Source organism: Fibrobacter sp. UWB4 (assembly GCF_002210345.1).
In the GTDB taxonomy this organism is placed as follows: Bacteria; Fibrobacterota; Fibrobacteria; order Fibrobacterales; family Fibrobacteraceae; genus Fibrobacter.
Map to the genome: position 1 here is coordinate 280,942 of NZ_MWQI01000001.1, position 12,753 is coordinate 293,694.

General features: G+C 47.3%; 11 protein-coding genes. 7 read left to right on the forward strand and 4 right to left on the reverse strand.

Annotated elements, in window-relative coordinates; translation table 11 throughout:
• Positions 1-12 precede the first annotated feature (12 nt).
• Positions 13-456 carry an IS200/IS605 family transposase gene (gene tnpA, locus B7990_RS01205; RefSeq protein ID WP_088639245.1) on the forward strand — a complete coding sequence of 148 codons (444 nt, stop codon included), beginning with the start codon at positions 13-15 and terminating at the stop codon, positions 454-456.
• Between the two features lie 132 nt (positions 457-588).
• Entirely contained in the window at positions 589-1,509 is a 921-nt protein-coding gene (cysK, locus tag B7990_RS01210; protein ID WP_088639246.1) for a cysteine synthase A, read from the forward strand.
• 103 nt (positions 1,510-1,612) lie between these two features.
• Here the strand turns inward: cysK and B7990_RS01215 are convergent, their stop codons facing one another.
• The 4 genes from B7990_RS01215 to B7990_RS01230 all read right to left on the reverse strand — a co-directional run bounded on the left by B7990_RS01215 (position 1,613) and on the right by B7990_RS01230 (position 6,620).
• A complete protein-coding gene (locus B7990_RS01215) occupies positions 1,613-3,400 on the reverse strand; it encodes a CotH kinase family protein (RefSeq protein WP_088639247.1) in 1,788 nt (595 codons plus the stop codon).
• Between the two features lie 176 nt (positions 3,401-3,576).
• Complete coding sequence (locus B7990_RS01220; RefSeq protein ID WP_088639248.1) at positions 3,577-4,734, reverse strand: RNA methyltransferase; 1,158 nt, start codon at positions 4,732-4,734, stop codon at positions 3,577-3,579.
• Between the two features lie 141 nt (positions 4,735-4,875).
• Positions 4,876-5,460: a 5-formyltetrahydrofolate cyclo-ligase gene (locus B7990_RS01225; protein ID WP_088639249.1), complete on the reverse strand. Its 585-nt coding sequence runs from the start codon at positions 5,458-5,460 to the stop codon at positions 4,876-4,878.
• Positions 5,461-5,483: 23 nt separating this feature from the next.
• Entirely contained in the window at positions 5,484-6,620 is a 1,137-nt protein-coding gene (locus tag B7990_RS01230) for a ribonuclease D (RefSeq protein ID WP_254917263.1), read from the reverse strand.
• A gap of 551 nt (positions 6,621-7,171) precedes the next feature.
• Here B7990_RS01230 and B7990_RS01235 point away from each other — a divergent pair.
• The 5 genes from B7990_RS01235 (at position 7,172) to B7990_RS01255 (ending at position 12,732) form a co-directional block, all read left to right on the forward strand.
• Positions 7,172-7,993, forward strand: a complete 822-nt coding sequence (locus B7990_RS01235; RefSeq protein ID WP_088639251.1) for a hypothetical protein — start codon at positions 7,172-7,174, stop codon at positions 7,991-7,993.
• A gap of 382 nt (positions 7,994-8,375) precedes the next feature.
• On the forward strand, positions 8,376-9,371 hold the full coding sequence (locus B7990_RS01240; RefSeq protein WP_073423212.1) for a tryptophan--tRNA ligase: 996 nt from the start codon (positions 8,376-8,378) through the stop codon (positions 9,369-9,371).
• Between the two features lie 68 nt (positions 9,372-9,439).
• Entirely contained in the window at positions 9,440-10,492 is a 1,053-nt protein-coding gene (locus B7990_RS14805) for a hypothetical protein (RefSeq protein WP_141099197.1), read from the forward strand.
• Between the two features lie 56 nt (positions 10,493-10,548).
• Complete coding sequence (locus B7990_RS01250; protein ID WP_141099198.1) at positions 10,549-11,595, forward strand: hypothetical protein; 1,047 nt, start codon at positions 10,549-10,551, stop codon at positions 11,593-11,595.
• Positions 11,596-11,682: 87 nt separating this feature from the next.
• Positions 11,683-12,732 (forward strand): hypothetical protein, encoded by a 1,050-nt coding sequence (locus tag B7990_RS01255; protein ID WP_254917264.1) that lies wholly within the window; start codon positions 11,683-11,685, stop codon positions 12,730-12,732.
• Positions 12,733-12,753 lie beyond the last annotated feature (21 nt).

The following is a 12,753-nucleotide window of genomic DNA, read 5'->3' on the forward strand; positions in this document are numbered from 1 at the left end:
AAAGGATTTCAAATGAATTATAGAAATAATAACACATTAGCTCATACATCGTGGAACTGCAAATACCATATTGTGTTTGCTCCTAAATTTAGAAGGAAAGTTTTTTACGGGGAGAAAAAGGTTGAAATCGGGGCAATCCTGAGAAAGCTTTGCGAATGGAAACAGGTCAATATTTTGGAGGCTGAGGTTTGCCCGGATCACGTTCACATGTTGGTCGAGATTCCACCCAAAGTGAGCGTTTCGGGTTTTGTCGGGTACTTGAAAGGGAAAAGTAGCCTGATGATCTACGAAAAGTACAAATCACTCCAGTTCAAATACCGTAACAGGGAATTTTGGTGTCGCGGCTACTATGTTGACACGACTGGTAAAAATACGGCAAGGATTGCAACGTATATTCAAAATCAGCTGAAGGAAGACCAGTACGGAGAACAGTTGACAATGCTGGGAAAACTATAGCCCGTTTACGGGCCGCCGGTAAGGAAAACTCGCAAGTGGCAGATCGTGTTACGCGACGTGACGCGTGGCTAGTATCCTAGGGCAGGGCCCGCATATGAAGAACCACCGGCTACGCCGGTGGGTTCCTTTTTTATGGCTATTTATAACAACATTCTCGAAACGATTGGCAATACGCCGCTCGTTCGCATTAACAAGCTCAATAAGGGCGATGCCGAAGTCTATGTGAAACTCGAAATGTTCAACCCGCTCGGTAGCGCAAAGGACCGCGTGGCGCTCAACATGATTGAACGTGCCGAGCAGGAAGGTAAGCTCAAGCCGGGTGCGCTTATCATTGAGCCGACGAGCGGTAACACGGGCGTGGGCCTTGCTTATGTCGGTGCCGTCAAGGGCTACAAGGTGGTGCTCACGATGCCCGATTCCATGAGCATGGAACGCCGTATGCTTTTGAAATCGCTCGGTGCCGAAGTAGTGCTGACCGAAGGTGCTAAGGGCATGGCAGGTTGCATTGCGAAGGCGAATGAAATTGCCGCTGCCAACCCGGGAAGTTTCATCCCGCAGCAGTTCGACAATCCTGCAAATCCCGAAGCGCATTACCTCACAACAGGTCCGGAAATCTGGCGCGATACGGATGGCAAGGTGGATGTGTTCATCGCTACCGCAGGCACGGGCGGGACCGTTTCTGGTACGGCAAAGTTCCTCAAGGAAAAGAATCCGAACGTCTACGTGATTGCAATTGAACCGGACGATTCTCCGATGATTTCCAAGGGCGTTGCTGGCCCGCACAAGATTCAGGGCATCGGTGCAAACTTTGTTCCGAAGAATTACGATCCGAAGGTGATTGACGAGGTCTACCTCACAAGCACCGAGAAGGCGGGAAATGCCGCTCGCGCAGCTGCTGCCGAAGAAGGAATCTTTGTCGGGATTTCGTCGGGTGCCGCTCTTGAATGCGCACTCACTGTTGCCAAGCGCCCGGAATTTAAGGGCAAGCGTATTGTCGCTGTGCTCCCGGATACCGGTGAACGTTACCTCAGCACCTGGCTCTGGAATACGTAATTACTTTGTCATGCCCGCCATTGCGCGGGCATCACCCATGAAAAGGAAAATGCCGACTCTCGAGGAGCCGGCATTTCTATTAAGTGAGGAATTCATTTAGAAGCTATTTAGAAAGCATTTTGCCGTTAAGCGTTGCTATCCAGTGCTTGTCTCTTGCCTTTGCAGGAACTTCCAACATCGTGGTTCCCGTCTTGATTCTTGTTTTGTACAGAACAGCACCGTTCAAGTCAACAATGGCAAATGTTCCGCCTAAATCCGTTTGAATTTCAATGTTGTTGCCGTTCACGACAAAGTAGTTTGTCGGGGAGAGCCTACTGAAATTATCCGGGTGGATTTTTACGGTACCAGGAATGGAATCATTGTCATTGTCCTTTTGCCAATCCGGTTCATGGATTGAAGGATCGACAGGAGCCATCACAACTGGGCTTGCGGGTTCAGAGAATCCGAGCTGTTGATCCATCCAGGCCATTCTTTCTTTCATCTTTTTGCGGAGATGTTCGACTTCGCCATCCCAAGTTGTTGCATTGTAGCCACCCATGGCCATGCCAAAGCCACCACCACTGCTGTTGCAGAATTTCATCGGCTGTGGATCAGGATCGTTTTGACCGCTAGCCTTGCCCAAGTTCGGCCAACGCTTGAAGTTTCTGTCGGCAGCGCTCTTCAGGTACGTCTTCATGGAATCCAAGTAGAGGTCTAAAGTTTTGGTGTGCCAAACGCCACTGCGGAGTTCAGCCCAACGAGCCTTCAGTTCTTTCTGGTAATCGGCGTCTTTCCACATTTTCAAGAGCCAGTTCGGAGCCTTCAAGGAACTTCCCATCATGCCACCACCGCTCTTCATGCTGTTTTCTATTTGCCAACCGTTGCCGGAGCTACTGAAGCCGCCACCGAAGCCACCGCCAAAGCCGCCGCCACCCCACATGCCGCCGCCACCGCCGCCTTGGCCGCCACCATTTTCGGGCTGGCTGCCATTGCTCATAGCGAGGTTGAAGTCCCATGGAGGGCCAAGTGTAACTTTGCCTTCTTTGAGTTCTTTGCCATTCTTGCCACCCTTATCTTTGGGTTTGTACAAGAAGAAACTGCACCAATAGGAGTCTGCGTTGTTGGTGACTTCCTGGTGCAGAACGTAATCTACAGCAGAGCCAACATCGACATACTTGTCGTATCCCTTTCCGCTACCACCATTCTTGAACAAGCCTTCAAGATTGTTCAAATATTGTTTCAGGTAGTTTTCCTGCTGCTTTTGAATGTTTTCTTTCTTGGGGTAGTGCAAAATGACGTTCAAGCCGTCAGAAGTGCTAAATCCTTCCTTTTCAATTGGGCCACTGCCTGCGCCACCGGTGTTGGTTCCGGTCTTGTCGAATGCCCAAATGTAACCGCCGGTAAGGCTATCGCCTGCAATGTCGGTTTCTTTTAGCTTGCTTACGTCAACGCGGTACTTGCCACGTTTGATTTTTTCGATGAGCACGTACACGCCGCGGTAAACGCCGTTGATGTACAAGTCAAAATGCTTGGTGCGCGGGCTGTAACGGCCTGCCTGTCTAAAAAGCCAATGAGCAAGAGCATTTCGGAGCATACTCTTGTCAACATAAGGACCGTGGAAAACCCAGTCGTCTGCAGGCGGAAGGTTAAACAAACTTACATCCATGCCTTCACCCGTTGAATCGCGGACTTCTACGCCGTAACCCGGTTTGGGGAACATGGCGGAGGACTGGCCTCTGACTTTGATTCCAATGTTGTAGAACGTGCCTTTAGCACTGTCTGCCACATTGTTTGTTTTCCCGTCCAGTACTCGCATGGTTGCGGGAATTTTTTCGGTGACTTTATTATCGAGGCATTTACCCTTGGTGTCCACGAAGACTATGGGCAAATCGTAAGTTTGCGCTAGGGACATTCCTGCTGCAAAACAACACGGTAATATGATTTTTTTTAACATAAAGCGATCCACACTCCTTTTCCATCACCTCTATAAAATAAATGCACCCTTAGCAAAAGGGTGCGTTTATTTCTGTTTACACGTTGTTTGCGTTTACAACTTAACAACGGCTTATTTGACGCAATTTGGGGCTTTTAAGCCTTTATGCGCAGGCGTGCATATTCGTACAGGCCGAGCGAGAGGGCGACAGAAGCGTTATAGGAATGGGCTTCGGGCTTCATCGGGATGCGGAGTATGGCGTCGCACTGCTTCTTGATGAACGGGGGAAGGCCCACGTCTTCACCGCCGACGGCGAGAACTACGTGGTCTGCAAATTCAAAGCCGGCGAGGTTCGTTTCAGTGTCGGCGTCGAGTCCGAGAATCTGGTAGCCGGCCATCTTGAGTTCGCCAATGGCGCCTTCAAGGTTGTCCGGGCGGCAGATGCGGAGCTTTTCGAGGGCGCCTGCAGAAGTGCGGGCGACGCTCGGGGTAATGCCGCACATGCCCTTCGCAGGGAGGAGCAGAATGTCAACGCCCAAGGCAAGCGAACTACGGATGCATGCACCCAGGTTACGCGGGTCTTCGATGTTTGTCGCTACGGCGATAAGCTTCTTTTCGCCCGTATCGCGAGCGTTGAAGAATTCTTCGCGGATGTCCATCCAGTTGAGGAGTTCCTTCTCGTTCATGAGGGCTACGACGCCGTGGTTCGGGCGGGCGTAGCTGTCGAGAATCTTGGAATCGACCTGCTGCACGTGTACATGGGCGCGCTTGGCGAGCTTCTGGAGTTCATAGAGCTTCGGGTTGCCGGACTTGTGCATGAAGAGCACACGGTGGACCTGGAGCGGGCTTTTGTTCAAAAGCTCTTCGACTTCCTTGATGCCACCGACGGCGACTTGCGGGGCTGCGTCGGCATCACCGACTGCCGGTACGAAGTTTTCCTGATTGGCACGGCTTTTGTCAAAATCGCGGCGTTCCTGTGAAAATTCGCGGCGTTCGCCAAAATTGCGCTCGCCTTCAAAGCGCTTCGGGCGGTCGCTGTTGAAACGGCTTGGACGGTTTGCAAAATCGTCGCGGTCGCGACGGAGGTGTGCCTGGCTACCGATGCCACCACGGCGTTCCTGTGAAAATTCGCGGCGTTCTGGAGCGCGTTCACCAAAGCTGCGATTGTCGCGTTCGTTACGTTGTGCCGGTTCGTCGTCCGGATGTTCGCGGTTGAACTTCGCCTCATCGAACGTGGGGCGTGCTGTGCGCCCAAAGTGGCGCTTGCGATCGTTACCAAAACCGCGACGGCTGTCGTCATTATTGAAACTCATTTTCTGGATTCTCCATGAAAAGGATTTTAGTTGTTTGTCATTAGTCAATAGTCTTAGGTCATTAGAGAGTCTTGATTTAAAAATCTCTAGTAACTAGTAACTCGGAACTTTGAACTTAATCTAAAAATTTAGAATTCCACGCTAGTACTTTTCTCGGCAGGCGATCACCGTGTGCATCTTCACATCGGTTTCTTTCTGCACTAGCGGTTCCTTGGAAAGTTGCGCCGGAGTCATAATCCCTGCCTTAAATGCGTTCGGGTATTTTGCAAGGAACCTATCGTAATATCCCTTGCCGTGACCTTGTCTGCTCCCGTCCCAGTTGAACTTTACGCCTGGGACCAGGAACACAGGAATGTCGCCTTCAAACTTCTCGATGCCTTCGCGGGGCTCCATGATTCCATAGTGCCCCTTGACCAAGTCCTTCTTGAGGTTTGCAATCTTGTAAAAGTGCATGATGCCGTCTCCTTCGCACTTCGGGAGCAAAAGGCGTCCTTCGGTGGCGAGTTTCTCAAGAATCGGCATGATATTCGGCTCGCCCTTGAGCGGGTAAAAAGCCGCGATGTTTCTTGCATCGTGGTAGCCCGGAATGTCGTGGATTTCTTGCCACGGTTCCTTGATGATGTCATCGCCTTTTTTCATGCGACGCATCTTCAGGATCATCTCGACGATGGGGCTGCTGCCGAAAATCAGCAACACTAAGATTACAATAACGATGGACGCTGCCATTTAAAAACCTTTGTTTTGAGGCTTTATTCTTCGTCGCCAATGCGCTTTGCCGTCGGCAACTTGTCACGTAAAATTTCGTTCCAGATATTTTGTTGCCAATGCATCAAGTGAGCTTCTTCGTAGCGCTTTTCCCACGGGATGTTCCCCGGGGCAGCAAGCCAGATCAGCTGAGACTTGTTCGCAAGGAGCGCTGCATCGATTTTCAGCTCTTCGGCTTTTTCGTCACGCCACGTCTTGAGTGCGTTGAGCAAGTCCGAATGTGGGATGACTGGCGGTGGTGGAGCCTTCGGGAGGCGCATCGGCCAATCGCATTCCGGGACGGCCACAGCTGTGCGCAGCATGTTCAGGAACGAATCTAGACGGTCGCCCTTGAAATTGCGGGGGAGCTTTGGCAGGAACGTTTCGCTGACTTCCGGGAAATGCGAATTCTGGGCGTTTACAATCGCAAGCATCAGCTCGGACTGCATCACCTTATAAGGCGGACGGTCGAGTTCTTCGGCTTGCTTTTCACGCCATTCCCACAAGTGCTTGAGAATGTTCAATGCGCAGGGGCCATAAATGCTGGAACCCGTAATGCGCCACGGATCTTTTTTCGGGGCGTTCGGGGTCCTTGCGTGTTCGATAAGCGTGTTGCACTGCTCCGTAAGCCAGTTCATGCGACCGGCCTGTTGCAGTTTTTCAGCTAAAATGGCACAAAGTTCGTGAAGGTAGAACGTATCGTGGATGGCGTATTCGCACATGTCCAGCGAAAGTGGTCGAATCGTCCAGTCGGCTCTCTGGTTTTCTTTCTTGAGCTCGTCGCCAAAATATTCCTTGACCAAATCGGCAAGCCCGAGGTGCTGTTCGCCCAGAAGCTTCGCGGCAAGCATCGTGTCGAAAATGCTCTTCGGCGAAAAGCCGTAAGTCTGCCACAAAAGTCTGAGGTCGTAATCTGCACCATGGAAAATCAGCGTCTGCATTGCCCGCGCCTTGAACAGCGGTGCAAGGTCCAGCCCACAAAGCGGGTCCACAATATAATGGTGTTCGCCAATGGTAATCTGGATAAGACAGAGACGAGCCGTGTAATGGTACATGGAATCCGCTTCGGTGTCGACTGCGGCCATGTCATAGAGTTCCAAATCTGCAAGCAAGTTTGCGAGCGATTCTTCACTATCTACCAATATGTATTTCTCGTCTTTAATCATTTGACAAGGAAATGTAATAAAAGAAAACGATAGCGCGCTATTTTTCCCCCGAATTTACCCCAACACGGCACTTTCCCCGTGTAAGTGTGCGTTTGCGCACAAAAAAGTCCTGTTAACGATGAATTTTTTTGAAAAAGTGCATTTTTTACGTCAAAAATGAGTTGTGCAAATCGATTTTGACGTAAATTTTGATACAAATTAATCAAATTTGCTTCTGAAATAGGCATTTTTTTGAGTTTTGATGAGCAGAATTGATTCGTCCGCTTCCAAAAAGAACCTATTTGAGGTGGCTTGGGGGCGTTTTTTGCGGAAAAATAGAATTTTGTTACGAATAAACTAAAGATTTTACGTAAGATTTTGAATTTTTTGTGTTTTCTGACGTAAAAAGCGGCGTTTTTTCAAAATCAGCAGTTTTATTGTTTGTTAATTTGTATATTAAACAGGTTCTTATATCTTTTCTTATATCCTTTTTAAATTGTTTCTTTTATGAAAGCTCGTATAGCCAATTAGGATGGCGAGGATATTTAATGAACAATCTGAAAATGGATGTCTCTGTTGATTGCATCTTGTCTCAGGCTCAAAAACGTATCGATGAACTTCAGCAAGTTATCGAGTTCCTGCAAAAACAATTGGAAAAAGCCCCAGAAGGATCCCTTTATGGTACAAGTAGTCATTTCCAGTTGCAATGGCAGCGTATTATAGGTGAAAAACGTATTTATTTGTCTGGCGGAAAATCGAAATTGATTAAAGCTCTTGCGCAAAAAAAGTACAATGCTTTGCTCCTCGAGGATTTTAAGCGCCAAAGGAAAGCTTTGGATAAACTGATAAAAAGTTATGTTCCGCAAAATGGCGAAAGAACGTATATGTCCATGAGCGAAAGATGGCGAAAGCAAATTGAACCATTGAATATCCCGGATTCGGAATATGTTGATTTATGGCAGAGCTTGCGTTATAAAGGAAAATCTGTTGAAAATACAGGACTTTGGACTTCAAAAGGGGAGTGCGTTCGCTCTAAATCGGAAATCATAATTGCTGATGTCTTAGCAAGTCTGGGGGTTCCATATCGCTATGAGTTTCCGCATAAGTTGAAAAACGTAGATTCCTCTCGCTGCATCGAAGTATATCCAGATTTTACTTGTTTGAATGTCCACACCCGCAAGGAGTTCGTGTGGGAGCATTTTGGAATGATGGATGATGCTGAATATGCCTGTAATGCTGTTGCGAAAATAGAAATGTATCTGAACAGCGGGTATTTTTGGGGCGACAATCTCATATTTACTATGGAAACTCACGAGAAACCTTTAAATTCGAAAATCGTGCGAATTTTAGCCCAAAAATATTTGGTGTAAATAAACTAATTTATAGCGCTGCGGTATTGATTCACGATTTTGGTCGATTTTTACGTCAAAAATGAGCTGTGTGAATCAATTTTGACGTAAATTTTGATACAAATTAATCAAATTTGCTTCTGAAATAGGCTTTTTGGGGATTTTGATGGGCAGAATTGATTCGTCCGCTTCCAAAAAGAACCTATTTGAGGTGGTTTGGGGGCGTTTTTTTTGCGGAAAAATAGAATTTTGCTACAGACAAACTAAAGATTTTACGTAAGATTTTGAATTTTTTGTGTTTTCTGACGTAAAAAATGGTGTTTTTTCAAAACAGCTTCTTTTCCGGCAGTTTTATCGTGCTTGAGGTGCTCGCTGGGCTTGAAATTTTCCTAAATTGCACGCCATGAGAAAGATTTCACTTACCGGTATCAAGCCGACGGGCACTCCCCATCTCGGCAACTATGTGGGCGCAATCCGCCCGGCTCTTGAACTTACGAAGACTTACGACACGGTCTATTTCATTGCGGACTATCACGCTTTGACGACTGTGCAGAACGGCGCCGAAATGCGTGCGAACATCTACAAGGTCGCAGCGACTTGGCTTGCTCTCGGTCTCAATCCGGAAGAATCCCTGTTCTACAAGCAGAGCGATATTCCTGAAATCTTTGAACTTAGCTGGGCTCTCAGCTGCTTCACGCCGAAGGGCTTCATGAACCGTGCCCACGCCTACAAGGCTAAGGTCGAAGCCAACACCGCCGCTGGTGTTGATGTGGACTCTAACGTGAACATGGGCCTTTACTGCTACCCGTGCCTCATGGACGCCGACATCCTCATGTTCAGCGCCGACATCGTGCCGGTGGGCAAGGACCAGAAACAGCACGTCGAATTTGCTCGCGATATCGCCATCAAGTTCAACAAACATTTTGGCGAAGACGTGTTCACCGTCCCGGAACCGGTTTTCCAGGAATCCACCGGTGTCATCCCGGGTCTTGACGGACGCAAGATGAGCAAGTCCTACGACAACTACATCGACATCTTCCTCGAACCGAAGGCTCTCAAGAAGCGTCTCGGCAAGATTGTGACGAACTCCCAGGGCATCGAAGAACCGAAGGATCCGGATACTTGCAATGTGTTTAAGTTATACAAGCTCTTTGCAACGCCGGAACAGACCGAAGCTCTCGCAGCCCGCTACCGTGCAGGCGGCATGGGCTGGGGCCACGCCAAGCAGGAACTTCAGAATGTTCTCGAAGAGCATCTCGGTGCCGCTCGCGAAAAGTACTTCTACTTGCTCGACCATACCGACGAAATTGAAAAGATTCTCGCTTACGGTAAGGAACGCGCCCGCGCCAAGGCCAAGGTCATGATGGACAAAGTTCGCCATCTGTTAGGGACTTACTAGTCCTTCTAAAAATCATTTTACAAGGCTCTCGGCTTTCCCGCCGAGGGCTTTTGTGTATATTGAACTTTATGATAAATTTCTTTTGGCCATTGCTTGATCTATATGACGATCCCGACTTTTGTGGCATTTTGTGCGTGTTTTCTTTGTCATTCTTGCCTCATTTATTAGGTTTCCTGTTTGCTTTATTTTATGAAAAATTTCGCTTGAAAAAGCTTTGGCTTTCTTTGTGGAGCGTTCTCCTGTGTGCCCTTGTATGTGGCTATGTTATCTTTGTTTATAAAGCCGATGAAGACATCATGGTTGAAAATTTTGTTTCAATAGCGATGCCTTTTTTAGTGATGCTCCTTTATATAGCGTTCTTTTTTGCTTGTAGCTTGTTCGGCAAAAATTTTGATTCGAAAAGACTTTATTGTAAATTGTTGCTGCCACTTGTGGTTATAATTCCAATGCTACTTTTATGGTCTTTGGGGTGGAGTGTCATGGTTCATCCTTATGGTGAAATCTCTGACGAACCTTTGGAGCAAGCCGGGTTAAACGTTTCCCAGGGCGCGGATTACGAAATGTACTTTTCGATAGCCGATGCTTGGGGAAACGATTCACGAAGCGTAACCATTCTCGAACGGAATGATTTGGTCTTTTTTCAATTCGGTTACAGCGAGTGTGCTGACGTTCAGTACGATACCACTAAAAATCTGTTGACGGTTCGACACGGTGGTGATGCCGTGGGCAATTGGATTTTATTGGATGCCGAAAAATCTGCCTCAGTTCGAAAGTTAAAGAAATCCATTGAAAAGTACACTCAGGAATATACTACGGATGATGTCCTCGATGGCTATGGCTCTTCGGTCGTACTCAAAGACTACAAGCGCAAAACACGCCGTCATTTGTATTTCCCAAACGCTAAACATTCCCGCGTGCACGATGCCGTGACGATCGAAAAGACGTTCGTAAGTTTCTTGCCTTCGCGAGACTCTTACGCTTCAATGTCATATAGCGATGTTTCAAAAAAATGCGCAGATTTGCAGAATGAATTGGTTGTGCAAATGACGATGGGCGAACCGGATAGTTCCATCAAAAAGAAACATCCCGAACAGACGGGTTGGGCAGAAAAAAGAAATTGAACCAGGCGATTGAGACTTTGTTTATGCGAGATTTTCTTTTAAAATTTTATAACGAAATGGATTGTAATTTGATCGAGTCTATTCCCATTGTCATTTTGGGAATGGTTTTGTTTGCGCTCTACAAGCATACTTCGAAGAAAAAGTTGTGGCTCGTTCTTGGCTGTATTCCCTTGGTTGTCATTGTTGTACGTACCCTCCAGTGGGTTATTTGTAAAAATTTATACGAAATGGCGCTTGTAGGAATTTATGTTACCGCTTTTTATGGGATTGGTTGCTTAATAGGCAATTTCTTTAACCCTCGAAAGATTTGGCATTGGTTGCTTGGCCCGGTAGCCTTGCTGCTTGTGTTTTTGGTACCGAATATTGTCTCCTATTTTTCAAAAGATTATTGGCATCCCTTCGGCACCATCGTCGATGAACCTTTGGCTCTCGATTCCGCGGGCGGTTCTATAAATAACTTAGCTGGCGGATTGGCCGCACGTTTCGATTATGAATTGAACATCAGCTTCTCGGACGCATTCATTTTTGACAAACGAATGGCGACAATTCGCGTCAAGGCCGATTCCGCTTTAGTCTGCACGTCCAAAAAAGTTTGCGGCGTTCTGGATTCTGTCGAAACATGCGAATGGAAAACTTCTGAGTCTGCGCGGTCCTTGTCTAAAGAACCTCCAATGCGATATCTTGTGAAAATCGATTCCGCTTCTTTTGGAAAGCTAAAGGGCTCCACCAGTCCGTTCTGTGTCTTTTGCACATTGCCGTATGTTGTGATCGAAAAGAAACCTATAGAATTTACTTTTGAAAGTTCTCCAGAAAATAAGTCTATCTCAAAAATTCACGAGCTGAAAAAACTAGTTGAATCGTATCAAGAAGAAAAAATTCCTTACGATGTTTTTGATGGTTACATCTTCGAAGTGACTTTGCTTGATTACCGTCGCGGAGTCAAGCGTTATTTAGAACTCAGTAATGCCATGGTTGGAAAACCGGATGAAGTTCCCAATGCAAAACGCATTGACCAAATGGCGAACCCGTTCCTACCCATCGACGAAAATACTCCAATCGATTGGGATGGCGAAAAATGCCGTGATTCCAAGGCGAAAGACTGATCGAACCTAAAAATCCTAACCACTAACCACCAACCACTAACCACTATTTATTAAATTACAGTCGTGCGAATTCTTTTTTTAGTCCTCTTGTTGATTTTGAATGTCTATGCCGAAGCTAAAGCTTCCGGTTCCGTTTCGCGTAAGGATAAAAAGTCGAAATCTTCTGTTGTTGTTAATGACTCTGCCGCTTCCGAAGTGGATTCATCAAAAACAGCGGAGTTCGGTATGGCTTTTGTTCCTGCGGCTTCGGATTCAACCGTTCTGCTTCGGGCGGATAACGGGGCTGATTCGCTTGTTTCTGGAGAAGCCGTTCAGGATACGGTTGTCGATACGGTTTATGTGATCATGCCGGAATCGATTAAAAAGAAAAAAAAGCAGCCGGAGGAACGTAGTATCCCATTGCCGCACCAGACGGCGTATCTTGGCAAAGGGCTTTCTGTTGGTATCGGTGCAGGGCTTTTCAAGGCGTCCGATGACTGTGACTGTCTTGGCGTTTGGGAGGGTCAGGTCGAGTATCACTATAAAAAATTTATAACTGGTGGTATCGACGTTCGCTTCTTTGGCGGCACTCTTGACAGCGATGTCATGCTTATGTATCAGCGTTATCGTTTTAACGCCCGTCTTCACAAGACTTTTTCCTGGATTGACTTTTATGCTTCGGTTTTGTTAGGGCTAGAAACGACGGACCTTTCAGAATTCCGTAAAGAGTTGGAAGATGGTGTCCTTAAAAAGCGTAACAACAGCGATTCGGATTCGAGCGAGGTTGCAAGAAGTTCTGTTGCAAGCGAAGACTCTGTTGATGTGGAAAATCAAGAATTTCTGGATGAAGAAAACAATTGCGAAAAGATGTTTTCGCTTGACGGGTTTACGCTTGGCGTTGAAGTGGGCATGGGTGCCGCTTTGGGCCGGTATATTGGTCTTGTTGGCAGTGCCAGTTATGAATTCAACTTTTCGTGGGCGCAGCAGGTGACGTTTAGTTCTGGCCTTGCTTTCAATTTACGCGAAGTATGGCCTTGGGCACGAAAGAATCTCCGTTCCACGTGGATTTCCTTTGAAATGGTCTTCCAGCGATACTTCAACCGCGATGTAAAGGAATGGGCTGTCGCGGGATTCCTCGGCCTCCAGTTCGGCATTTAAAACATAGGCCCTCCCGACCTC